Here is a 23212-nt window from a genome sequence, read left to right on the forward strand (position 1 = left end):
ATGCCGGATGCCCACCGCCGTAAGCTACCCATCGGGATTCAGACGTTCTCGGATATCCGCGAAGGGAACTATTACTACGTCGATAAGACACCGCACATTGAGCGTTTGGTTAACCAGAACAAATACTACTTCCTCTCGCGGCCACGCCGCTTCGGCAAAAGTCTCTTGCTGGACACCCTGCGCTGCCTGTTTGAAGGTCGCCAGGCGCTGTTCGAAGGGCTGTATCTCCACGACAGGTGGGACTGGCAGCAGCGCTACCCGGTGATTCGTATTAGCTTTGCCGATGGCGTGATGCAGGGCCGTGAAGGGCTGGATGAGCGTATTCGTGAGCAGCTACGCGTTCAACGAGAGCGACTCGGCATTACCCACCACCATAAAACCGATATACCGGGTGAATTTTCCGCCCTCATTCGTGCCGCCCACCAGCAGAGTGGTCAGCGGGTGGTCATCCTGATTGACGAGTACGACAAACCGATTCTGGATAACATCCTGGCGCCGGAGCGTGCCCGGGAACTGCGCGAGGGTTTGAAGAACCTTTACAGCGTGCTGAAAGACGCCGACCCGCACCTACACTTCGTGCTGCTTACCGGCGTTTCCAAATTCAGCAAGGTCAGCCTGTTTTCGGGCTTGAACAATCTCCGCGATATTACCCTTTCGCCCGACTATGCAACCTTGTGTGGTTATACCGATGACGATATCGATACCGTATTTGAACCTGAACTTTCTGGGTTAGACCGTCAGGAAATCAAACAGTGGTATAACGGCTATCGCTGGGGTGGTCGTGAGGTTACCTCTGTCTACAATCCCTTCGATGTACTATTGCTGTTCCAAGAGCAAGAATTCGGCCCGTACTGGTTTGAGTCCGCGACGCCAACGTTTTTGGTCGATATTCTCAAACAACGCGGGGTGTTTACCCCTCGATTGGAGACCTTGCAAGCAAAAGCACAGTTGCTCGGCCGCTTTGATGTCGACGATATCACCACCGAAGGGCTGCTGTTCCAAACCGGCTACATCACCATTAAAGACGTGCAGGAACCCATGCTGGGTTATCGCCTCTATACGCTGGGCTTTCCGAACAGGGAGGTAGAAAGCAGCCTTAACGATTTATTGCTGCCAGTATTGGGTATTAACACAAGCGATGCGCAAACCTACCAACTGGCGTTATTCGACACTTTTCAGCGCCATGACCTTGCTGCGTTGGAAGCTCACTTAAAGGCGCTCTACGCCGGACTCCCCCATGACTGGTACCGCAACAATCCCATCGCCAAATACGAAGGGCATTATGCCAGCGTCTTTTACAGCCACTTTGCGGCCTTGGGGCTGGATGTAACCGTGGAGGACGCCAGCCACCATGGCAAGGTGGATATGAGCGTGGACTTTGGTGGGCATATCTACCTGTTTGAGTTCAAAGTGGTGGAACAACTGCCGGAAGGTAAAGCGCTGGAGCAGATCAAACATAAAGGCTATGCCGATAAGCACCGCGCTTCGGGCAAGCCCATCCACCTGATCGGCGTGGAGTTTTCCAGCGTTGAGCGCCAAATTGTGGCGTTTGAGGTGGAGACCTTGGCTTAGCTACCAATCTATCCGCCACTGTCATCTCCGCGTCATGAATGGCTAGTTACATTGAATGCATACAGTTTTTGCCATTCACTAAGGCACGATGAATGCCCAGGGGAAATACAATGCTCGATAGCAGTAACGACCTACTCGAAACGGTGAAGCAGGCGGCGTACGAGGCGGGTGCGCTGTTACGCGAGGGATATTCGCTAAAGGGCAGAATCGCCTTTGAGCAAAAGGGGGCGTCAGACTTTGTCAGCTACTACGATACGGCCGCCGAGAACATCATTATCGACTGTATCAATAGCGCCTTTCCCGATATCGCTTTCCTAGGTGAAGAGAGCGGGCTTACACCCACCGATAGTGACTATACCGTCATCATTGACCCTCTCGATGGCACCAGCAACTTTTTGCATGGGGTACCTCACTTCTCAGTCTCCATCGCGGTTACTAAGGGCGATGAGCTGATCATCGGCGTTGTCTATCAACCGCTGCTTGATGAAATGCTTTGGGCCAGCCTTGGCACCGGCGTCTTCCTCAACGACACGCCGCTCACTACGCCTGAACCTCGCCCACTGAACGAGATGCTTATAAGCACCTGCCTGCCCTACCACGCTAAAGGTGACTGTACGACGGCCCTAAATCAACTCGCTGCTCTAATGCCCCAGGTGGCCGGTATCCGCAGCCCAGGATCGGCGGCGCTGGAGATCGCCTACACCAGCCTGGGCCGGTTTGATGCTTTTTGGTCTCAAGGCGCTAAGCTCGACTTTTGGGATATCGCCGCCGGCATTGTGATTGCCAGAGAAGCTGGCTACACCGTCACGGATCTCACTGGCGAGCCGAATCCCGCTCAATGGAACAGTTTACTTGCGGCGCACCCCGAGAGGCATGGACAACTGCTAGCGTGTTTAGCGTCTTGCTGATAAACGATCAACGTCATCTCTAACCACCTGAGACCTACCCCTTGCCTGCTTTCCCCAAGCGGCGTTTGCCATCTATCACGTAAATCTTTTCATTTTTTTGTTAAAAATGAGAACCATTAGCACTAGAATGGAGGCATTATCATCAACCCTATCGCCAGGAGTCATTCATGTTCGAGGTCAAAGGCGCCACCTTTGAAATCAATGGTAAGCAGATTTTAAATCCCATTGACCACAGCTTTCATGAGAGCAAGGTTTATGGCCTGATTGGTCATAACGGCTCGGGCAAGTCGACGCTGATCAAGCTCATGGCCCAGCAGCAGCCGGTAAGCCAGGGGGAGATTCACTTTGATCAGCGCCCGCTGAGTGACTGGGGAAATCGTGAGTTCGCTCGTCAGGTGGCTTACCTGCCCCAGCATTTACCAAGTGCAGAAAGTCTTACCGGACGCGAGCTAGTCGCCTTTGGCCGCTACCCATGGCACGGACTGCTGGGCCGCCACACCCAGAAAGACAAAGATGCCATTGATCGCGCCATTGCCCTGACCCACACAGAGGCCTTTGCCGACCGCTTGGTCGACACGCTCTCTGGTGGTGAACGCCAAAGGGTATGGCTGGCGATGCTACTCGCCCAGGGCAGCCGATTCCTGCTGTTGGATGAGCCGTTAGCGGCGCTGGATATCGCCCACCAAATCGAAGTGCTGGCGCTGATCCGTAAGCTGTGCGATGAGCTAAATCTTGGGGTGATTATTGTACTGCACGATATCAACATGGCCTCGCGCTACTGCGACGAGCTAATGGCGCTGCACAGCGGTCGCTTGTTGGCCCATGGCAGCCCGGATAATTTGATGTGCGGCAGCACCTTAGAGGCTATTTATGGCTTACCGATGCAGGTCATGAAGCACCCCAACGGAGAGCACAATATCGCCGTGGCTCAATAGCGCTATTCTCCGAGGTCAGACACTTTTAAAAGCACTCATTCGCAATCAAACGCTTCAACTGATACGCATTATCGATTAAGCTGAATGCCATATTTTACCTGTGTGCTGTGTCAAAACCTTGTGTTAAAGCCCTGTGATGGAGCCCGCGATGCCCTCTGCTCTGCGTCAGCCGCAACTGTTCGAGCCTTCGTTAGCGTCCTGCTACACCGGGCCGTTGGCGAACTTTACGCCGCCGTTAATAGGTGGAACGCCACCGCTGGAAGCGTTCAAAACAGCCCGTTGGCGGAATGCCGATTGGCTCAAAGAAGATCTCTCCCGTTTCGCTGAACAGTACCCAGACGGAGACCAGCGGGCAGTGGTATCGATCTGGTCGAAATGGCACTTAAGTGCGCTAACCGTTCCCACACTGACTGCCAACCTGCTGCTTAACCGTGACCTGCCGGTGGGGCTGGACGACATGCAGGTTATCTTTAACGACAAGGGCGCCACCTCGCGGCTGTGGTTGCCCCACGAAGGTACGCCGATAACCACACAAGATCCGTTTGAGCGTTTTGCTACCCTGATTGAGCAGCACTGGGCACCGTTGATTGAGCAATTAGCGGCTATCTCCGGCGCTGCACAGCGGGTGTTCTGGAGCAATGCCGGTGGCTATCTGGACTTTTACGTCAACGCGCTGGGCGAGCACCCACTTGCCAATAGGCAGGCGTTTGAGGCCGCCAAGGCGTTGCTGGAAGCGCGCAACCTGCCCAACGGCAAGCGCAACCCGCTGTTTCAGCCGGTGCGTTACTTTACGCCCAAGGGGAGTGAGGAAGTTAAGCGGGTGCGCAAGCTTTGCTGCCTGCGCTATTTACTGGATGAGTTTGATACCTGCGGCACCTGCCCGCTAGAGGGCTGCGACCTGGAAGCGCGAAAGCGCGCCAAACAGGTCGCCCGTTAAAACGTTAGCTATTTTTAACACGGTTTAGATATTAATTTGCGCAACAGCGTCCTCACTCGCTCGTGCACGCTGTTCGCCTTTCAGCTCGCTTAGCTGGCCCTTCGACATCTCCAGCAACCGATCAGCGTGAACGAAGTAGCTGTCGTCATGGCTGATAGCAAACACGGTTTTACCCATTGCTTTCAAGTGCGGTAACAGCTCGCGGTAGAACAGCCGGCGGAACTGCGGGTCTTGATCCGCCGCCCACTCGTCGAGCAGCAAGATATCGCGCTTTTCGGCAATCGCTAGTAGCAGTGCCAGGCGCTTACGCTGCCCTTGGGAGAGCTGGGTGTTAATGACACGATCACCCTCCCACTGCAATTTGTGCTGCATCTGCAATCGCTCAAGCCAGGTATCAACGACCTCTGGGTCAGCAGGCAGGCCTTCAGGGCCCATGGTCTGATCAAACTGATGGAAATCGGTAAACACGCTGGCAAAGCGAGCGCGGAACGCTTCCCACTGAGCAGCAGTGACCACCTCGCCATCAATCTTAATAGTGCCGCTTTGGGGGCGGTATAACCCCGAGAGCAGCCTTGCCAGAGTCGACTTACCGCTGCCGTTGCCGCCGATCAGAAACACCTGCTCACCACGCTCTAGGGTCATATTAAGAGGCCCCACCTGGAAGCCCTCACCCTGGGCAGTGTCCGGGTAATGATAAGTGACTTCCTCCAGCTCCAGACGCTGCCAATCGGCCAGCGTATCGTCGACGGCAAAGCTTGATTGGTACTCGGCTAGCTCCAGGCTGCTCAATTTATCAAACGCGACCTGGGCGCTGATCAGTGTTGGCCAGGCGCCCACCGCCTGAATCAGCGGCGTACGCAGGAACAGCAGCGTCAACGCGAAGGTGGAAGCCACCGTGGTATTCGCCCACCCCAACCCATTAGAGAGGAAAAACACCACCCCGATGGCACCCAACATCATAATGTTAGACCAGTTGTTAGCGCTTAAATGGTAGGTATCGGCGTGGATGATGTGATGACGGTAGTCGCGGGCATTGGCGGTATAGCGCTCATCATAAAAGCGCCGGGCACGGTCGCGGTTGAGCGCCAGTTCTTTGCGCCCTTCAATGGCCGCCTGGAAATCTTTATACAGACTGTCTTCGCTTTCACGCACGAGGCGAAAATGGCGATACACCCGCGACACCAGCACCCAACCCACGCCCATGGTGAACGCGATCCACAGCACGGTGATCACCACCATTTGCGGCGAAAGCCATGCCAAGTAGGCCACCGAGGCGAGCGTTAGCACCACGCCCTGAATCAGTTCCGGCAGACGCACAAAGCCAATGGTGATGTTGCGCACATCGCTGGACAGACTGGCCAGCAAGGTGGCGTTGCCCAGCTGCTCCAAACGCTCAATATCGGTGTCGAGAATCCGCTTCACCAGCCGCGAGCGTAGGTCAAACACAAAGTGGTGCCCCAGCACGGTCAGCGCTAATTGCGTACTGAGTGTGACCGCCAGGAGCACCACCAGCAGACCGAGAAATTGCGGCAGCGCCGCCATACTGCCTACTTCGATAAGCCGCTGATTGATAAACGCAATCACCCCGACCCCTAAGCCAGCGCTCAATAGACTCAAAGCAATGGCGCCTAAAAAGGGCCAGCGGTAGTGATGAAATACTAAGCGCAGCAGTTCCATGGGGCTCCTTGCCTTCCTGTAAAGAGCGCTGAAGTCTAACAGCAGCGCCTCTCACCAAGAAGACGTCATTCATATTGGGTGGCAAACGAGCAGCGACAGAGGCCTGACAAAGAGTAGTCTGAACCGGAACGCTATTCCTAAGAGCTATTCCTAAGAGCTATTCCTAAGGGCGATTCCGAAGGGCTATGTCAGATGGTTATCCCAGCGGAGTTCCAGACTGGCGACCAGTTGGGGTGTTGCCGAGCCAGGTGTTACTCGGTAAAGCCCGCCCTGGCCGGAGGAGACCAGAAAGCCGCCGTTGCCGTCGCAGCGGGCGCCGGCGGCGTCGGGCAGCGCTAGGCTGGCAACAAGTTTGCCTTGTGCGGCATCCAGCAGCAGTACCCGGTTGCCGCGAGGGGCAGTCACCAGGACATTGCCAGAAACACGGCTAAACGCCACGCTGGCAGTGTAGTGCTTCAGACTGGCGGTGACCTCATCGGCCAGCGCCAGCTCAGAGAAGTGCCCTTGGGCATCCAGACGGCAGATCAGCGGATGGGTCTCCCACTCAGGCCCCTCAAACTGGTAGCCAGCGATCACTGCACCGTCCGCCGCCACATCCAGATGACGGCAACTGAGCTGGTGGTGCGAAGGTTCGTGACGTGCCAGTATCTCGCCGCTGTGGCGATCCAGCAGCATCAGCGCTGGTGCCATGGTATCAAGATTGAGTTTAACCCGGCCGTAGTCAGGATGGGTTCGGATGCCTCCCAAGCCAATCACCAGTGTGTCACCATCCGGCATCAGCCTAAGCTCATGAGGCCCGATACCACCCAGCGGCATATCGCGCACATGGGCGTAGTCGTTGGCAGCGTCGTAAACGCGCACTAGCCCGGCGCTGTCCCCCAAACGATTGGCGGTGACATACAGATAGCGCCCGCTCAGGTCGAAAACGCCATGCCCGTAGAAGTGGTAGCCCTCCCCGGCCGCAATGGTGTGGGCTAATTGGCGGCTGTCCCCATCGATCACATGCATCCGTGTGCCAGGGCGGCGAGCAAACAATACCGCCTGGCGAGAGTCGGGCCGCAGACAGCCTCCATGGCAGCGCTCGGGTACTTCGATCATAAAGCGGGTCTGACCATCCAATGCCACCCCGGCGATGTAATGCCCTCCGCTGGGGTCGTCTACCGCGCTGAACAGCCAAGCGGCTTCCTCCCGCGCGGGCAGCGCCCAGCTCAGCGGGGTCAGCGCCATGGCGATGCTGCCCAACCCTACTTTGAGTACTTGGCGTCGCTGCATGGTTCAATCCCCATCGCTGGAGTTAAAGCCTCGTACCAGCCCCAGTTCACCAGCGATCTCGTTACCCAGTAAATGGCGTAGCTGGCTGATGTCGAGGTAGAGCGACTGCAGACCGCGAAACGCTTCTTCGTCTTCAAGGGAAGGCACCAAGCCCGGTGGCAGTTCGCTGGCCTGAACGAGTGTCTTATCCAACTGATCACGAAACGCCTCGGCGAGCGGCAGCGCATCGGACTCGCGCAACAGCGCGGTGAGCCCCGGCAAAAAGCCGGTACGCAGACCCTCCAGGCTGCTCTCTACCAATCGAACCGTTTGTCCACTACGCCACGCTTCCGCCAAGTAGCCGTTGGCGGGCGCGCCTTTAAGGCCCATGGGCTCACCGAGCCGTTTATCTTCGAGTATTTCGAGGGCCTGGATGGCGCTGGCCAGTGTTGTTTCGGTGTAGTCGGCAGTATCAAGATAGTGCTCACCAAAGGCCTGCCAGTCGCGATGCAGCGCGCTTGTGGTATCCGCAAGATGCGTGGTGATGGCCTGCATCAGCGAGCAGGCTCCAGTGTCGCTCAGTGCCTGTTCGTCCATGGCGTCGTCATAAAGCAAGTATTCAAGGGCGGGAAAGCCTTGGATCGCCACGCTGTCACTGGCGATATCTTGGGCATCCGGGGCTTCGGCTGCCTTCAGCCAGCCGCGCACCTTACTGCCCACCAGGTTTTTACGGTCTGGCCAGAATTGCAGTTGCCAGCCTCGGCTATTCTGCTCGACCGGGCCGAACTGAATAAAACGCACCGCCTGCCAAGCTTGATAGGCGCTCAGCCAGTCATTTTCCAGCCGCTGTCTGAGAGCTTCGTCTGGGCTCTGGCAAAAGCGTGCGGCGCTAGCTTCCAGGCGCTCGGAGGCGGCGCTCAGCTCAGCATACTGAAGTTCCACCGCGCCGTGCCACATTTCCCGCGGCACAGGGGTGTCCGTAGCAAAAGAGAGCGGCGTCGCGAGTAGCGCGCAAGCCAGCAAACTCAGGTGGCGAAGAGATGCGATCACGTTAACTCCTTAACAGTAATGACTTACAGGGATTCAAGGAAACGTATAAGTTCCGCTCGCTGGTCAGCGGGCAATGCGCGATAGCCCTGGGTAGCGCTTTCTGCCTCACCACCGTGCCAGAGTATCGCCTCTTCCAGAGTGCGGGCGCGACCATCGTGGAGAAAACCAGCCCGGGGGTTAACCGTTTGCGCCAAGCCGATGCCCCACAGCGGCGGGGTGCGCCATTCTCGGCCATCGGCCTGGAACTCGCTGCGATGATCAGCCAGGGCATCGCCCAGATCGTGGAGCAGTAGGTCGCTATAGGGCCATATTTCCTGATTGGCTAGCGCCGGACGGGCAGTATCCGCAGCGGTGCGATGGCGCGGCGTATGGCAGCTCGCGCAGCCGAGCGCGTTAAATCTCTCAGCGCCCTGTTTCACCGCTGAGTCATCCATATTGCGTCGCATCGGTACCGCCAAGCTGGAGGCGTAGAAGGTCACGAAGTCGGCCACGTCATCGCTGACCTCAGGCGTGCCACCGTTAGGAAAATCATCGCACCCCTGGCTCTCCATGCAGTCGGTTTGTGGCACCAGACTGGAGGTCAGCCCCATATCCCCGGCGAAGGCATGCAGGCCCTGCTGCTCAATGCTGGGCTCTCCGGCTTTCCAGCCGAAACGCCCTAGCACCGTGGTGCCACTGCGCACATCCCACACTTGGTTGTAGCGGCCGGAAATTCCGTCGCCATCGTCGTCTGCAGGGTCTGCGGCAGCGATAAGGTCAGCTTCAGGAATCGCTTCTAGCAGGCCCAGGCCAATCATTGGCGGTGCCAACCGTGGCGAGGTTTGCAGTGACTCCGGCAGCTCTCCGTAAGCGGGCTCGGCAATCGAGTAGAGCGGCTCCTGCAAGGTGACGCTGGTGCCATCGGTGAAACTCACTTCCCGAGGACGATACTCAATCACCAGCTTGGCCTCGGGCTTGGCACCGCTAATCGCCGCGGTTTGGAGCTGCAAACCGTAGTTAGGTACCGGAAGCGCGCCCCGCTGCTCCAGTGTTTCTGGATCCGCTTGGCTTGCGGGTAGCGAGAGGCGCAGAAACAGCGCGATGGGGTTTTCGTCGCCGGTGGGTGGGTGCCCCCGACCATCTTTAAGGTGGCACCCCTGGCAGCTATTGGTATTGAGCAGCGGCCCCAGGCCATCCCGGGCCTCGGTGCTGGCGGGCGCCGCCACCCAAGGGTTGCGAAAGAAGCTGTTACCGACGCTGAAATCCAGCCGCTTGGTCATCGACATATTACCCAACGGCAGCGAATAGGCGTTATGGTCAAACTGCTCCACCGAGCCATTGCCACCACTCATGGGCGTCGTTTGAATGGGATAATCTTGGCTAGGTGGCGCATTTTGTATAGGTGATTCGGCTGCCTGCAAGGGCACGGCCAACAAGAACAGTAAGAAACTGCTGTGGGCTAATGTGCTGGGCACCCACTTGGCTAGGACAATAAACCGGGGTAAGCGGTACATGGTGATACCTTGAGAAGGAAGATACTGACAAAACCAACAGAGCCGCGCGATAGCAACACTATCGGCGGCTCATGGTAGACGCTAGTCCGCTCTAGAACCGGTGACCGGCATCATCAGGCTGTAGGGAGGTCACGCCCAGTTCACCTGCGGCCTGTTCGATAGACCCTGTTTGCGCCACCAGGGTTAGAATCGCCTCGTTGATCAATTCACTGCCCTGCTCGTTACCCGGCGCAATCATCATATCGAATGCCATCGGGGAGCTTTCCGCTTCAGCCGCCTGCTTGATAGCATCAAGCCGCGCCATGGTGGCTTCAAGCTGCGCACCAAGGATGTCGGCTAGCTCGCTATCTGCTTGAGACAGTAAGTCTTGCAGCGAAGGCCCCTCTACCACACTGCCATCAAGGCGCTGATAGCTGCCGGTGTAGATATTTTGAACACCCTGGCCGTTGTAGTAGTGAGAGTTGTGGGTATTGTCACTGAAGCAGTCGTGTTCATCCTCAAAAGAGTTGGCTTCCAGCGCTACCTTCATCCGCTCACCCGCCAGCTCGCCAAGCGACAGCGAGCCCATGCCAAACAGCATGCGGCGCAGGCCTTCCTGATCGCTCTCCGCCAGCAGTTCCTGGCGATAGTTGCCTTCAGTTTCCGGCGCCCACTGGGCCACCATCCACTCAAGGTCGTCAACGAGCAGGTCGGACACCGCGTCCAGATAGCTGCGGCGGCGATCGCAGTGGCCATGAGTGCAGTCATCGCCGGTTTGGTAATCACTCACCGGTCGTTCGCCGTTGCCTTCCTCAAAGCCATGCAGATCCTGTCCCCAGAGCAGAAACTCAATGGCGTGATAGCCGCTGGCGACGTTAGCCTCCGAGCCGCCAATTTCATTCAGGTCGGCGAGTAATGCTGGGGTAATGTCGCTAACGTCCAGAGTTTCGCCGCCGACAGTGATTTGCTCGTTGGCAATAATATTGGCAGTGGCGCCTTCGTTACCCAGCTCATGCTGGTAGTCGTCGCCTTCGACATAATCGATCATGCCTTCGTCCAGGGGCCAGGCGTTGAGCTGCCCTTCCCAGTCGTCCACCACCGCATTACCGAAACGAAACACTTCGCTCTGCTGATAAGGCACCCGCGCCTGCAGCCAGGCTTGCTTGGCTGCGCTCAGGGTTTCGGCCGAGGGATTGGCGAGCAATTCGTCGATACGCTCGTTCAATGCTTGGGCAGCATTCAGTGCATCGGCGTAATTGGCATGAGCCAGATCGGCGTAGTGTTTAACCACGGCGTCAGCGCTAACGGTGTCAGCAGCAGCGGTGTCGACAGCAACTGGGGCAAAAGGCATCAGCGCGCTAAGCGCAACGATGCCAGCAAGAGGGCGACGGAGCATGATGGCGGGCATTACAGTGTCCTTTAGGCTGTGGCATTACAGAAACTACTCACATAAAGTGCTAGGCAACCCGAGAGGGTTTTGGTGCTCTAGCCCTGCCTGAAATGTAATTCATTGACCTATGAGATTCAATCCTATTTGATCTTAAATAGAGAGCACTACGCCGTTTCATCACCATTTTTTGCTCTGTGTCACTTTTTGCTGCCTTGGGAAAACCGACATGCTGGATTATAAACTGCTTCATGCCTTGGCAATCGTGGTGGAGTGCGACGGTTTTGAGCGCGCAGGCGATGTACTGGGGCTTTCGCAGTCAGCTGTCTCCCAGCGCATTAAGGCACTGGAGGTTCGCCTTGGGCAGCCGGTGCTTATACGCTCTCCTCATCTAGCGCCGACCCCTGCGGGCCAGCGGCTGTTGACCCATTACCAGCAAGTACAGCTATTAGAGCGCGATCTCCGCGGCTCCCTACCCACGCTGGATGACCAGGCGCCGCGTCTGCGGATTGCTATCAATGCGGATAGCTTGGTCACTTGGTGGGCCGAGGCCGTTGCCACGATCTGCCAAGAGGAGGGTTTACTGCTGGATTTGGTGATTGAAGACCAGGATGTCGGACTCAAGCGCTTGCGCGATGGCGATGTAGCGGCCTGCCTGTGCGCCACACCACAACCGATAGCCGGTGCACGCAGTGTTGCGCTGGGAGAAATGCGCTACCACCCTTTGGCGACACCGGCTTATATCGAACGCTACTTTCCAGAAGGCCCTTGCAAAGAGAGCTTTCAATCCGCGCCAGCCATCGTCTTCGGCCCTCACGATCAGTTGCAGCATCGCTTTCTTGCTCAGTGCGGCTATCACGGCCACTTTCCTTATCACCTCTGCCCATCTTCAGAAGGGTTTGTGCGCTTAGCCACAGCCGGGGTCGGTTACGGCATGATGCCTCAGTTGCAGGTCGGCGAATTAATGGCCAGTGGCCAACTAGCCAGTGTTGCTCCCGGTCATTTTTTAGCAGTGCCCTTGTACTGGCATTTTTGGCGCCACAGCGGGCAACTCATTCAACGACTTACTCAACATTTAAGTCGTGCTATGACTTAAGCATGAGAGTTTTCAACGTTTCCTTTCACCAAAGCCAACTACACTCAAAGAGCTTATCGTACGGCACAAGGAAATTTGAGCTGCTTTTGAGCGGGGTGGCATGCAAACCGCATCTGAGCGCTATGCCGACGAATTAGCGGCCCCCGGCGGGTAAGGGAACCCAGGGAACAGCGAACGGGGTAAAAAAACGAAAAAAGCGATACCCTATGCATGCACAACGTTTAACAGCGGGTGTTTACACCGGCTTATTACTGCTGCTTGCGGTTTGTTTTATGCCCTGGGCGCAGGCAAATACTCTCCTATCCGCATCGCCAAGCCAGGCGAGCTATTCACTTGCCCCTTATAACGAGTTCTGGCACGCCGACGAACAGTCTGTAACGCTTAACGATTTGCTCGCCCAATCGCGTACTTTTACACCCACGCACCAAGCCCAAGATTTAAATTTCGGCTATACCCGTGGTGATGTGTGGCTGCGCACTCAGGTGCGCAATGATTCGTCGGAACCCCAGCGTTGGATGGTGGAGTTTGAATACCCGTTCTTGGATTACGTTACCCTTTATACGCTTCGCCAACAGCTAAGAAGTGTGCAACGAAGCGGCAGCGCGGTTCCCGTTGAACAGCGTGCGCTTGCCCACCGTCAGGCAGTTTTTCCATTGGAGCTGGCCGCCTTTGAAACCGTCACGCTGTACACCCATGTGGCTGCCTCAGGCAGCAAGATGCTGAGCTACAACTTATTAACGCCAGAGAGATTTTATACCCAGAATGATCGCCATAATTTTTGGCTGGCGACTTACTTCGGCATGCTACTGGCGATGGGGTTATATAACTTACTGCTATTTTTTGGCTTAAAAGAGCGCATATTTCTTCACTACTCGCTTTTTGTCGCTGGCTTTGGGCTTGCCATTCTGGCGTTTAACGGAATTGGCACACTCATGTTTTGGAGTTTTCTGGGTGAGAACACGTCTCGCTTGGTGGCGCTCGGTTTCACCTTTGCCTCTACCATGGCCACACTGTTTGCGCAGAGCTTCCTAAACACAGAGACGTATTGCCCACGCTGGCACCAGGTATTAAACACCTTTCGCAGCTACTGTTGGCTCGCCGTCATTGCCTCGCTGCTGCTGCCCATTCCTGCGGCCCTCCACCTAATGGATGTGACGGGGTTTATGGCGGCTTTACTGCTCCTGATATGCGGCAGCTACTGCAGCTTTCGACGCATACCCAGCGCTAGACTCTTCGTGTTTGCGTGGTCGATATTTCTGCTGGGTGCAGGTGTCTTTACACTCCGCAACCTGGGCATACTGCCGGCTAATTTTATTACCCTACACGGCATTCAAATTGGCTCGGCGCTAGAAATGTTACTGCTTTCGTTTGCACTGGCATCACGCTTTAACAAACTTAAACGGCAAAAAGAGCGCGCTCAAGCCGCTATGCTAGCTGCGCTAAAAAAGCAGGAAGCCGTGCTGGAACAAAAAGTCGCTGCCCGAACTAAAGCGCTAGAGCATTTAGCCAACGGCGATATGCTGACCGGTTTATTAAATCGCCATGGCCTGGCGCGCTGCGCCGCAGAAGCTCTGGAGCGTAATCGTCAAAACGGCCATCGCTTGGCGCTCCTGATGCTTGATCTGGATCGTTTCAAACCCATTAACGACTGCTACGGCCATGAGGCAGGTGATTTTGTCTTACAACAAATTGCCAAACGTATTGCCCATATGGCGCGTACCGGTGACCACTGTGCACGCTTTGGTGGTGATGAGTTTATTATTATCATGGAGAACATCGAACCTCACGATACGCTTGAGAATATACAGGCACGTATCGACGAAGCCATTCGCTCACCCATAAAACTCCCCTGCGGCGAGCGAGTTAGTGTTAGCGTGAGCATTGGGGTAAGCACTTGCCAGGGAACAGAGGGCGCCACTCTTGAGAGTTTACTGCGTGAAGCCGATAGCCATATGTACGCTGTCAAATCACGCCAAGCGGTAGAGTTCTATCGCTACGGCTCGGCGAGTTAGGTATTAACCTTGGTCATTAATCAAACAGGCTCATACGTTTCATAACGTTATCGCGTTTGATTTTCCAATGGAACATGGCACCGGCAACGTGCAGTACCACCAAACCTAAAATGGCCCACCCCAGGCGCCCATGCCACATAAAGAGTTGTTCAGATAGTTGCTCGCGCTCGCCAATCAGACCGGGTAAATGCCAGTGGAAAAACTCCACGGGAAAGCCGCCGCTTGCGGTAGCCGCCCAGCCCAATAAAGGCATAACGACCAACGCCAAGTAGAGCAAATGGTGAACGCTGGTACTCACCACCCTCTCGAAGGCATTTAGAGGCGGTTCATGGTCAGGCACCACAAAGGCCAGGCGGGTAATAATACGTAGCGTCATTAGCAACAGGATCAGCACACCCAGCGTCTTATGGCTGGTATACAGCAAGTTCGTCAACATATTGCCGACTAGAGCGAGGGTGCGTTCATAGCCCAAAAAGCCTAACGTTAAACCGCTGGCCAAGGAGAGCAGCACCGCGCCAGCCACCAGCCAGTGCAACACCCTATGCGGGTAGATATAGTGATCCAGTTCGTGCATGCAGTGCTCCTAACAGCCAATTCATTTGCTCTTCATTCTAGTCAGTAACGCTCCCTTACGCTGATTAAAGCACTACACGGCCATCAACGCTAAGCATTACCTAGGCTCTACTTGGTCTCAAAAGCCACTTTATAACGCTTGTTCGGGCACTGCCAGCTGATCGCGTATTAACTCTGCCAAACGGCGCGCAGGCTCCGAAGGTCGGTGCGGCGCCCGGTGCAGCGCCAACTCAATCATCGGCAGCGCAGGCAGCCCACTGCTCTCATCCAGCGGTCTCAGTGCAGGGGTTAGCATGCTGCGAGTCACCACCACGATGGCCAGCCCAGCGGTCACAATTGGCGCCAGCCCTGCCATGGATTGGCTGGTATAGGCCACGCGCCAGCTGCGCTCCGCCGATTGCAGCGCCTGCTCGGCCACTTCACGGAATACGTCAGCTCCCGGTGAGTAGAGCGCCAACGGCAACGGGTCGCTTAGCAGCGGCTGCTGGTTCATACCGACTGCCCACAACAGCGGTTCCCGGCGAATCACATCGCCGCCCGGCGAGTTGCGCTGCCGGGTCACCAGAGCGAGATCCAGCTCTTTAGCTTTAACCTGCTCAACGAGATGCGCGCTAGTGCCGCAGATCACCTTTAACCCCACGGCGGGGTAGAGCTGATGAAAGTAGGCAAACACCGAAGGCAGCAACGAAGCGTAATCTTCAGGAATGCCGAGGGTAAGATCGCCTGTCACCTGGCGCGCCTGCATATCGCTCCACGCGTCATCGTTAAGTGCTAATAGCCGTCGGGCGTGGTTAAGCAAGCGTTCACCTTCTGAGGTAAAGCGTATTCGCCGCCCTTCCCGCTCGTGCAGCGTGAGCGAGAGCTGCGCTTCTAACCGCTGGAGCTGCATGCTCACAGTGGACTGGGTATACGCCAACCGTTTAGCAGCTGCGGTCACACTCCCAGTGTCCGCAATCGCCACCAGGGTGCGTAGCAGGGTTAGGTCTAACGTGGGGGCACGCATATATCACCAAGCTTGATGAAAACGATCACAAAAGATCGATATTGTGATGCATTGATGATGAGTATGCTGCTCGGTACATGCTCAAATCAAGGAGAACTCTTATGCATCCCGTTCACTCCCCTGCGTTATTCCCACGTTGGTACAGTGTTGGTGCGGCGCTGGTGGCCGTGATGCTTTGGAGTTCGGCACCGCTGCTGGCTGAGTTTGCCAAAGCGACACCGCCCTTGCAGTTAACTGCCGTTACCCTGTTAGCGGGATCATTGGCGACGCTACCATTAAGCCGCCGCGTAAACGTCGCTGCCAGCGGCGTGGGTTGGCAACTCAGCGTTTGGGTGGGTATCCCACTGCTCATCTTTGGCGCCGTCAGCACCTACTTTATTGGTATGCGGCTAGCCCCCGCCGCCGAAGCGGCGCTAATTACCTACACGTGGCCTGTGCTGTTCGTGCTGCTCAGCCAATGGAGCCGTTTTGGCCGCCTACGCATCGCAGGGGTGGTCGGCGCTCTGATTGCGTTTTCAGGCGCTGCGCTACTGCTGGTTCCTCAAGCCATCAGTGGAGGGCTGGGTGGTGCCACCACGGGCTACGCGCTAGCACTGCTGGCCGCCTGCTGCTGGGCGATCTATTCATGGTTAAGCCAAGCTGCACCAGTGGCCTTAACACCCCTGCTGCCGCGGCTACTGCTGATTGCCTGCGCTATTGCCGTGGCAGCCAGCTTAATACTGGAAGGCACCCTCGCCCTCCCCAGCGGTGAAGCGTTACTCGCGGGCATCGCACTGGGCTTGGGGCCTTACGGAGTAGCCATGGTGGCCTGGGATAAAGCATTGCGCTGGGGGCACGCGAGCCTTGTGGGCAGCTTGGCGTATGGCGTGCCGATTCTAGCCGCCCTACTGCTAGTGCTAGCAGGCATGAGCGTGCTCGACTGGCGCCTACCCGCCGCGACCGTGCTGGTAGTGGCAGGCTGCCTCAAAGCTGGCCGTTAACCCCTTGCCATTTTCTCCTCACACCTGACAATTTACTCCTCACAATTCACTCCTCACCATCGACCAATAAACCAACGCCCCTATCACGATAAGCAACAGGGGCGCTGGGTATTATCGATTAACGCTAACAATTAAAGCTCTGGGGGAATGTCCGTCGGCTCCATGTCGAGGCTTAGTTCAAATAAGCCGCTACCGGTAGCGCTAAACCCGCGTGCGCTTACCGTGTAAGTGCCGGGCAGCAACTGCTCTTGAAGCCGTGAGTCGGTACCTCCCGCGCCGTCGTCATCGCTGGCGACAAAACCCTGACCACTGATCTCAATAAAGGTATCAAAATCGTCAGAGCGCATTTCCAACGTCACTAAAGAGCTCTCTTCTACTTCCAACTGATACGTCAGCGGTTCACCGCTATACCAACCGTTAAGCGCTTCACCAGGGGTAAGCGTGCCTTCATTACGCAGATTAACATCTGGCATATCACGCGGAGCCATGGAGAGCGTAAACATGCCACTGCTCTCGCCATAGGCAGTACGTGCCGTTAGCTGATACTCACCGGGAGCAAGAAAATCAGCGATGCTAGCATCCAGATTGCCGGCACTGTCATCATCTTCGCGGTAGTAACCGTTAGGCCCTTCAAGCACTAGGTAGGAATCGATATCGCTGGAGCGCATCTCAATTTGGTACATGCCTGCTTCTTCTACTTCTACTTGGTAACTAAGCTCCTGGCCACTAAACCAGCCGTTGAGAGAGTCATCGGGAGTGAGCGCTCCATCATTACGCAGCTCACCATCACCCGGTAACTCGTGAGGCTCTACTGAAAGCGTATAAACGCCATTGCCATCATCGTAGGCGCTACGTGCCGTCAGCGTATATTCACCGGGTTCAAGGAAATCAGCGATGCGCGCGTCTAAATCACCGGCGCTGTCGTCGTCTTCGCGGGCGTAACCGTTCGGCCCTTCAATCTCCAGGTAAGCGTCGAAGTCATCAGAGCGCATTTCCAGTTGGTAGAGGCCTGCCTCTTCTATGTTCAAGGTGATTTCACGGGCATCCCCTTGCAGCCAACTATCGATGGGCTCGCCCACTGCCACTGTGTCAGCATCCGTCAGCTCAACGGTTCGGCTGACAACGGTAAACGGGCCATAACTGTGGGCATCGGCACCGCTAACCACCACTACATAGTCGCCGCTCTCTTCTATACGGTGACGAACGATAGGGGCATTATCGAGCAGCTGTAGCTGATCATCATAAAGCGCCACAACACCTTGCAAGGCTCCATTGAGAGAAATCTCAACAATCTCATCCTCTTCCAGTGCGATGGCGTAGCGCATGAAGCGGCTGCCATCGTTACCGTTCAGCTCGCTGGCCGAGGTTATTTCGCCACGCATGCGCTCATCAAGCGTGAGCTTTTCAAGGCCAACAATAGCCTCAGCAACGGACGGCTGATCAGTTGTCTCAGCAGTTTCGGCAGGCGCTTCATCGGCGGTTTGCCCCGGTAAGGGAATAATTTGAGCAGCGAGAAAACCAACGGCTGCGCCACCGATCGCCACCCATACAAACGTAAACGAAGAAGATCTAGCCATGAGCGGTTCCTTGTTGAGTCGCAATGACAATCATTAATTAGATAAGTGTCAGTGATTATAAGATGCTTACTCAATTAAAGTGAGCGTTTCATGAAGAATGCTGCTTTGCACAAAGTGCTTTCTCTATTCATTTCATACCTGGGTTGATAAGTCACTGAAACCCAAGGCTACATAAGTAGAGATTTAAAAATCTTGAAATTGAACCTATTTGCATCGATCTTCTCAAAGCTTGCTGACTCGTTGCGACAAGGGTAGTATCGAAAAGCCTATTCAGGCACCTCATCAAGAGTGCGGGATTCGCAACAAGCAAAACCGAGGTACTCCCATGGGAGCCGAAAAACGACTGATCCGAACGATTTGTTTGGCAGCGATAGTGGTAAGTAGCGCTGCTAATAGTGCTTTTGCACATGAAACAGAAACGCAGGAAGGCGTCGCCTCCTTTTACAGTGACCGCTTTCAAGGAGCGACCACTGCCAGTGGAGAGCCCTTTGACCAGCAGGCGTTGACCGCCGCCCACCCGAGTTTGCCGTTTGGCACCAAGGTGTTGGTGACACGCCCGGACACGGGGCAAGAGGTAGAAGTACTGATCAATGATCGTGGCCCTTTCATTCAAGGACGCATTATTGATTTATCTAAACGCGCGGCAGCGAAGCTTGGCATGATTCGCCGCGGTACAGCTCCAGTGATGGTAACGCTGTTGGATTAACGGATAACACATCCTTGGTTGTTGTGTGATACCCATTAGCCTAATCAATGCGACAGCACACGAAGCATCGTTATCTTAAAGTAGTCAACAGACAGGGTGACCAGCAATGGTCACCTTGTTTCTTTATATGGCTTACCTCTTGTGACTTACTTCCCGATACATTAACGAACTTGCAAGCAGGCTAATGGTCTCTATGCTGCAAGGAGTTCGATACACGCTCAGTATTCGCAGGAGACAAATCCATGCAGTCACAATTCTATACGCTTACCGATTATCCCAAAGGCCTACCCGATCGCACGCTCTTCAAGCTGGAAACACAAACCCTACCCGACCTAGCCGAAGGTGAAGTGCGTATTCGCAACCGCTGGCTTTCCGTAGATCCCTATATGCGTGGTCGCATGAGCGGCATTCGCACCTATGTGGAGCCGTTTGAACTCGGCAAGCCGATGGAAGGCGGTGCCATTGGCGAGGTCATCGAGACCAATGATTCAAGCTTAAAAGTGGGCGACAAAGTGAGCCATATGGGCGGTTGGCGGGATATTGCCCAACTGCCTGCGCAGGGCGTCACGCCGCTACCCGATATCGATGTTCCCGAACAAGCCTATCTGGGCGTACTCGGTATGCCTGGCATGACCGCCTGGACTGGCCTCAACCTGATTGCCGAATGCAAGCCGAGTGACAATGTGTTGGTTAGCGCGGCTAGCGGTGCCGTAGGCTCCCTGGCAGTACAGTTGGCCAAAGCCAAAGGTTGTCATGTGGTCGGTATTGCCGGGGCTGCGCATAAGCTGGCCTGGCTTGAATCATTGGGCGTTGAACCGGTTAGCTATCGTGACCGTCCCGCACAGGAGTTAAGCGACGCCATTAAGCTCGCCAGCCCCAACGGCATTGATGTGTATTTCGAAAACGTCGGCGGTATCTGCCTAGAAGCAGCATTGAACCAGCTAAATGAAGGTGCGCGGATTGCCGTATGCGGCATGATCGACAGCTACAATGCAAAAGAGCCTACCCCCGGCCCGAGCAATCTCTCTCAGTTAGTAGTGCGCAAGGCCAAAATGCAGGGCTTTATTGTGGCTGACCATTGGGCTAGCTACCCCTATTTCCTGAACGAAGTAGCCCCCCAAGTAGCGGAAGGTAAGCTGGTATATAAAGAGACAGTGAAAGAAGGCCTGGAGAACACCCCCGATGCATTCCTGGCCCTGTTTGACGGCGGCAATACCGGTAAAATGCTGGTCAAGCTATAAACCTCACGCCTTCTGGCTAACCCTACCGCGACATTAACTACCCTGGCGGTAGGGCACCCGCCTTAGAAAAAAACATCAAATCGTTAGACCAATAGCGAATTGATTATTAAAATCATCCACCATAGCGGTGTGTTTTAACCCATCGGCGCCGCCGATGGGTTAAAGCGCGTTGCGGGTTCGCCGCTTGGCACTTATTGCTTGAATTTAGGGTTTAAGCGGCATGCATTAACGTATTAAGTACGTTTCACTAGGGGAAATCTCATGGAAGAAAGCACGCGCGCTCACAGTAAATGGCCAGCTATTATAGTTGGCCTGCTACTATTTATTATCGGCTTGGTGCTTGCTTTTGGCGGCAGCAAGCTCGTCAGCGTAGGCGGCAGCGCCTACTACCTAATTGCCGGGCTTAGCATTATTGCTTGCGGCATTCTATTTGCCCTGCGCAAAGGCGCCGCTCTGTGGCTCTACGCGCTGATTCTTTTTGCCACATTAGTGTGGGCTCTGTGGGAGGTTGGTCTCGACTGGTGGCAGTTAGTGCCTCGCGTTGCCATTCTCTGTTTAATAGGTATTCTGCTGCTCCTGCCCTGGTGGCGTAAGCCACTACACTCAAAAGGCGGCAGTCTGGCGCTTGTTGGCAGCATTACTGCCGCTGTTATCGTGGCCATTGCCAGCCAGTTTAACGATCCCGGTACTATCGAAGGGTCGCTAGCCGCTAACAACCAATCAACGACCGATAGCGTAAACCCTGCCCAAGTGGCGGGCGATGATTGGCCCGCCTATGGCGGCACCAATGCAGGCACCCACTACTCTTCCCTTGATCAAATTACGCCGGAAAACATCGGCGAGCTTGAAGAGGTATGGCGGATTCAAACCGGTGACAAAGCGGGCCCCAATGCGCCCCCGGAGATCACCAATCAAAATACCCCGCTGAAAGTGAATGACAGCCTGTATATCTGTACCTCTCACAGCCGGGCAATGGCGCTGTCACCCGAGACCGGTGAAACCCTCTGGGCATTTGACCCCGAGATCAGCACCATGGGGGCGGATGACTTTTCTGGCTGGGCACATATGACCTGCCGCGGCCTCGCCTACTATGACGCCGCAAACTATTCTACTGACACTAATGACTCTGCAACCGATAGCACAGAAGTGACGAACAGTGACGCTGCCCCGAACAGTGCAACGGCACTCTCTTTTGATATCTTCGATGACAGCGATATTTTCAGTCTGGATCTCTCCTTCTTGTCACTGCTGTTTGGTGTTGAAGAAGAAAACGGCGCCCCGCAGCAACCCATGCTCAGCGAGACCGACGTCATGTGCCCACGCAGGCTCTACCTACCCACGGCGGATGCACGCTTGATTGCGCTGAATGCGGATACGGGTGAGCGGTGTGCCAGTTTTGGTAATAACGGAGAAATCGATCTCACCAACAATATTGGCGATTTCTCACCGGGCGGTTACTACTCCACCTCCCCTGCGACGGTAACCGAAAATCTGGTTATTCTGGGCGGCCACGTCACCGACAACAGTTCCATTGACGAGCCCTCAGGCGTTATTCGTGCCTTTGATGTGCATACCGGCGAGCTGGTATGGAACTGGGATAGCGGTAATCCCGACGACACCGACCCGCTACCAGAAGGCGAAACCTACACCCGCGGCTCCCCCAACGTATGGGCACCGATCAGCGTTGATGAAGAGCTAGGCCTGGTTTACCTGCCAATGGGTAACGCCACGCCTGACCAGTATGGCGCTGACCGCACCGAGAACGATGAAACCTACAGCGCGGGTCTAGTGGCACTCAACCTGGAAGATGGTCAGGTTGAGTGGGTTTACCAGTTCGTACACCACGACCTATGGGATATGGACTCACCTGCGCAACCGGTACTGATTGACCTGGCCACTAGTGATGGCACCCAGCCCGCGGTTATTCAGCCGACCAAGCAGGGCAGCCTATATGTATTGAACCGTGAAACCGGTGAACCGATTGTGCCCATTGAAGAGGTTCCTGCACCTCAGGGCGCCGTGGAAGGCGACTGGACCGCCGAGACTCAGCCGCGTTCAGCGCTTAACCTGCTGCCACCGCCGCTCACCGAGCGCGACATGTGGGGCGCTTCACCGTTTGATCAAATGATGTGCCGTATTCAGTTCAACTCTTTGCGCTACGAGGGCCAATACACGCCACCTTCGCTGGAAGGCAGTATTGTTTATCCAGGTAATGTCGGTGTAATGAACTGGGGTGGTGTGGCCGTTGATCCCGAGCGCCAAGCGCTCTTCACTGGCGCTAAATACCTGGCGTTTGTGTCTACGTTAATTCCTCGTGAAGAGGTAGAAGAAGGCCAAGGCTCTGCCAGCGAACAGGGTTTACAAGCCAATGAAGGCGCACCTTATGCCGTTGAGCTTGGCCCGCTGCTTTCAGTGCTCGGCCTGCCCTGCCAAGCGCCCTCCTGGGGCGATGTAGCCGGTATCGATCTGCAAAGTAACGAGGTGGTGTGGAAGCACCGCAATGGCACCACACGCGACAGCATGCCGTTTGATCTACCGATTGGCTTGAACGTCGGCGTTCCTGCACTAGGCGGCCCGCTGACGACGGCTGGCGGGGTGTCGTTCTTAAGCGGCACGCTGGATCAGTACCTGCGCGGCTACGACATCACTACTGGCGAAGAGCTGTTTAAAGCACGCCTGCCAGCAGGTGGCCAAGCCACGCCGATGACCTACACCGGCCAGGATGGCCGTCAGTATGTGGTCGTCACGGCGGGTGGACACGGCACCTTTGGCACCAAGATGGGCGATTACGTGATTGGTTACGCTCTGCCTGAGTAAACGGCTAACTTAGCGTTA

The 23212-nt window shown here is 55.7% G+C and carries 18 protein-coding genes; 10 read left to right on the top strand and 8 right to left on the bottom strand.

From position 1 onward, the window contains the following. The 4 genes from HZS52_RS23480 (at window position 1) to fhuF (ending at window position 4352) form a co-directional block, all read left to right on the top strand. On the top strand, window positions 1–1572 hold the full coding sequence (locus tag HZS52_RS23480; RefSeq protein ID WP_027957189.1) for an ATP-binding protein: 1572 nt from the start codon (window positions 1–3) through the stop codon (window positions 1570–1572). 110 nt (window positions 1573–1682) lie between these two features. Next, window positions 1683–2480, top strand: a complete 798-nt coding sequence (locus HZS52_RS23485; protein ID WP_190373844.1) for an inositol monophosphatase family protein — start codon at window positions 1683–1685, stop codon at window positions 2478–2480. Between the two features lie 167 nt (window positions 2481–2647). Further along, a complete protein-coding gene (locus tag HZS52_RS23490) occupies window positions 2648–3415 on the top strand; it encodes an ATP-binding cassette domain-containing protein (protein WP_190373845.1) in 768 nt (255 codons plus the stop codon). Window positions 3416–3563: 148 nt separating this feature from the next. Continuing rightward, window positions 3564–4352, top strand: a complete 789-nt coding sequence (gene fhuF / locus HZS52_RS23495) for a siderophore-iron reductase FhuF (RefSeq protein WP_141439808.1) — start codon at window positions 3564–3566, stop codon at window positions 4350–4352. A 24-nt stretch (window positions 4353–4376) separates the two neighbouring features. Here the strand turns inward: fhuF and HZS52_RS23500 are convergent, their stop codons facing one another. The 5 genes from HZS52_RS23500 to HZS52_RS23520 all read right to left on the bottom strand — a co-directional run bounded on the left by HZS52_RS23500 (window position 4377) and on the right by HZS52_RS23520 (window position 11210). Next, the gene (locus tag HZS52_RS23500; RefSeq protein ID WP_190373846.1) at window positions 4377–6029 is read right to left on the bottom strand and encodes a multidrug ABC transporter permease/ATP-binding protein; all 1653 of its coding nucleotides are present in this window, start codon (window positions 6027–6029) and stop codon (window positions 4377–4379) included. Window positions 6030–6212: 183 nt separating this feature from the next. Beyond that, on the bottom strand, window positions 6213–7301 hold the full coding sequence (locus HZS52_RS23505; protein ID WP_190373847.1) for a DUF1513 domain-containing protein: 1089 nt from the start codon (window positions 7299–7301) through the stop codon (window positions 6213–6215). Between the two features lie 3 nt (window positions 7302–7304). After that, window positions 7305–8330: an imelysin family protein gene (locus tag HZS52_RS23510; RefSeq protein WP_190373848.1), complete on the bottom strand. Its 1026-nt coding sequence runs from the start codon at window positions 8328–8330 to the stop codon at window positions 7305–7307. 23 nt (window positions 8331–8353) lie between these two features. After that, window positions 8354–9823: a di-heme oxidoreductase family protein gene (locus HZS52_RS23515; RefSeq protein ID WP_141439812.1), complete on the bottom strand. Its 1470-nt coding sequence runs from the start codon at window positions 9821–9823 to the stop codon at window positions 8354–8356. A 91-nt stretch (window positions 9824–9914) separates the two neighbouring features. After that, window positions 9915–11210, bottom strand: coding sequence for an imelysin family protein (locus HZS52_RS23520; RefSeq protein WP_190373849.1), 1296 nt, complete (start codon window positions 11208–11210; stop codon window positions 9915–9917). Window positions 11211–11418: 208 nt separating this feature from the next. Between HZS52_RS23520 and HZS52_RS23525 the strand changes: the two genes are divergently transcribed. Further along, window positions 11419–12285 (top strand): LysR family transcriptional regulator ArgP, encoded by an 867-nt coding sequence (locus HZS52_RS23525; RefSeq protein WP_027957195.1) that lies wholly within the window; start codon window positions 11419–11421, stop codon window positions 12283–12285. A gap of 206 nt (window positions 12286–12491) precedes the next feature. Then, a complete protein-coding gene (locus HZS52_RS23530) occupies window positions 12492–14297 on the top strand; it encodes a sensor domain-containing diguanylate cyclase (protein WP_190373850.1) in 1806 nt (601 codons plus the stop codon). A gap of 16 nt (window positions 14298–14313) precedes the next feature. Here the strand turns inward: HZS52_RS23530 and HZS52_RS23535 are convergent, their stop codons facing one another. Beyond that, complete coding sequence (locus HZS52_RS23535) at window positions 14314–14871, bottom strand: cytochrome b (protein ID WP_009286892.1); 558 nt, start codon at window positions 14869–14871, stop codon at window positions 14314–14316. 129 nt (window positions 14872–15000) lie between these two features. Further along, a complete protein-coding gene (locus tag HZS52_RS23540; RefSeq protein ID WP_138799717.1) occupies window positions 15001–15873 on the bottom strand; it encodes a LysR substrate-binding domain-containing protein in 873 nt (290 codons plus the stop codon). A gap of 101 nt (window positions 15874–15974) precedes the next feature. Here HZS52_RS23540 and HZS52_RS23545 point away from each other — a divergent pair, with 101 nt between their 5' ends. Further along, entirely contained in the window at window positions 15975–16853 is an 879-nt protein-coding gene (locus HZS52_RS23545; protein WP_190373851.1) for a DMT family transporter, read from the top strand. A 131-nt stretch (window positions 16854–16984) separates the two neighbouring features. On the opposite strand, the gene HZS52_RS23550 is transcribed toward HZS52_RS23545, so the two are convergent. Continuing rightward, the gene (locus tag HZS52_RS23550; RefSeq protein ID WP_190373852.1) at window positions 16985–18430 is read right to left on the bottom strand and encodes a hypothetical protein; all 1446 of its coding nucleotides are present in this window, start codon (window positions 18428–18430) and stop codon (window positions 16985–16987) included. A 325-nt stretch (window positions 18431–18755) separates the two neighbouring features. On the opposite strand from HZS52_RS23550, the gene HZS52_RS23555 reads away from it, so the two are divergent. The 3 genes from HZS52_RS23555 (at window position 18756) to HZS52_RS23565 (ending at window position 23194) form a co-directional block, all read left to right on the top strand. After that, window positions 18756–19136, top strand: a complete 381-nt coding sequence (locus HZS52_RS23555; RefSeq protein ID WP_027957199.1) for a septal ring lytic transglycosylase RlpA family protein — start codon at window positions 18756–18758, stop codon at window positions 19134–19136. Window positions 19137–19378: 242 nt separating this feature from the next. Then, window positions 19379–20377, top strand: a complete 999-nt coding sequence (locus HZS52_RS23560; protein WP_138799714.1) for an NADP-dependent oxidoreductase — start codon at window positions 19379–19381, stop codon at window positions 20375–20377. A gap of 261 nt (window positions 20378–20638) precedes the next feature. Next, the gene (locus HZS52_RS23565) at window positions 20639–23194 is read left to right on the top strand and encodes a glucose/quinate/shikimate family membrane-bound PQQ-dependent dehydrogenase (protein WP_022523620.1); all 2556 of its coding nucleotides are present in this window, start codon (window positions 20639–20641) and stop codon (window positions 23192–23194) included. Window positions 23195–23212 lie beyond the last annotated feature (18 nt).

This window comes from Vreelandella titanicae (assembly GCF_014697095.1).
Lineage (GTDB): Bacteria > Pseudomonadota > Gammaproteobacteria > Pseudomonadales > Halomonadaceae > Vreelandella > Vreelandella titanicae.

What these genes read in the sequence shown, in the direction of transcription:
- HZS52_RS23480 (WP_027957189.1), top strand. Translation starts at nt 1, where the DNA reads ATGCCGGATGCCCACCGCCGTAAGCTACCCATCGGGATTCAGACGTTC.
- HZS52_RS23485 (WP_190373844.1), top strand. Translation starts at nt 1,683, where the DNA reads ATGCTCGATAGCAGTAACGACCTACTCGAAACGGTGAAGCAGGCGGCG.
- HZS52_RS23490 (WP_190373845.1), top strand. Translation starts at nt 2,648, where the DNA reads ATGTTCGAGGTCAAAGGCGCCACCTTTGAAATCAATGGTAAGCAGATT.
- fhuF (WP_141439808.1), top strand. Translation starts at nt 3,564, where the DNA reads ATGCCCTCTGCTCTGCGTCAGCCGCAACTGTTCGAGCCTTCGTTAGCG.
- HZS52_RS23500 (WP_190373846.1), bottom strand. Translation starts at nt 6,029, where the DNA reads ATGGAACTGCTGCGCTTAGTATTTCATCACTACCGCTGGCCCTTTTTA.
- HZS52_RS23505 (WP_190373847.1), bottom strand. Translation starts at nt 7,301, where the DNA reads ATGCAGCGACGCCAAGTACTCAAAGTAGGGTTGGGCAGCATCGCCATG.
- HZS52_RS23515 (WP_141439812.1), bottom strand. Translation starts at nt 9,823, where the DNA reads ATGTACCGCTTACCCCGGTTTATTGTCCTAGCCAAGTGGGTGCCCAGC.
- HZS52_RS23520 (WP_190373849.1), bottom strand. Translation starts at nt 11,210, where the DNA reads ATGCCCGCCATCATGCTCCGTCGCCCTCTTGCTGGCATCGTTGCGCTT.
- HZS52_RS23525 (WP_027957195.1), top strand. Translation starts at nt 11,419, where the DNA reads ATGCTGGATTATAAACTGCTTCATGCCTTGGCAATCGTGGTGGAGTGC.
- HZS52_RS23530 (WP_190373850.1), top strand. Translation starts at nt 12,492, where the DNA reads ATGCATGCACAACGTTTAACAGCGGGTGTTTACACCGGCTTATTACTG.
- HZS52_RS23535 (WP_009286892.1), bottom strand. Translation starts at nt 14,871, where the DNA reads ATGCACGAACTGGATCACTATATCTACCCGCATAGGGTGTTGCACTGG.
- HZS52_RS23540 (WP_138799717.1), bottom strand. Translation starts at nt 15,873, where the DNA reads ATGCGTGCCCCCACGTTAGACCTAACCCTGCTACGCACCCTGGTGGCG.
- HZS52_RS23545 (WP_190373851.1), top strand. Translation starts at nt 15,975, where the DNA reads ATGCATCCCGTTCACTCCCCTGCGTTATTCCCACGTTGGTACAGTGTT.
- HZS52_RS23550 (WP_190373852.1), bottom strand. Translation starts at nt 18,430, where the DNA reads ATGGCTAGATCTTCTTCGTTTACGTTTGTATGGGTGGCGATCGGTGGC.
- HZS52_RS23555 (WP_027957199.1), top strand. Translation starts at nt 18,756, where the DNA reads ATGGGAGCCGAAAAACGACTGATCCGAACGATTTGTTTGGCAGCGATA.
- HZS52_RS23560 (WP_138799714.1), top strand. Translation starts at nt 19,379, where the DNA reads ATGCAGTCACAATTCTATACGCTTACCGATTATCCCAAAGGCCTACCC.
- HZS52_RS23565 (WP_022523620.1), top strand. Translation starts at nt 20,639, where the DNA reads ATGGAAGAAAGCACGCGCGCTCACAGTAAATGGCCAGCTATTATAGTT.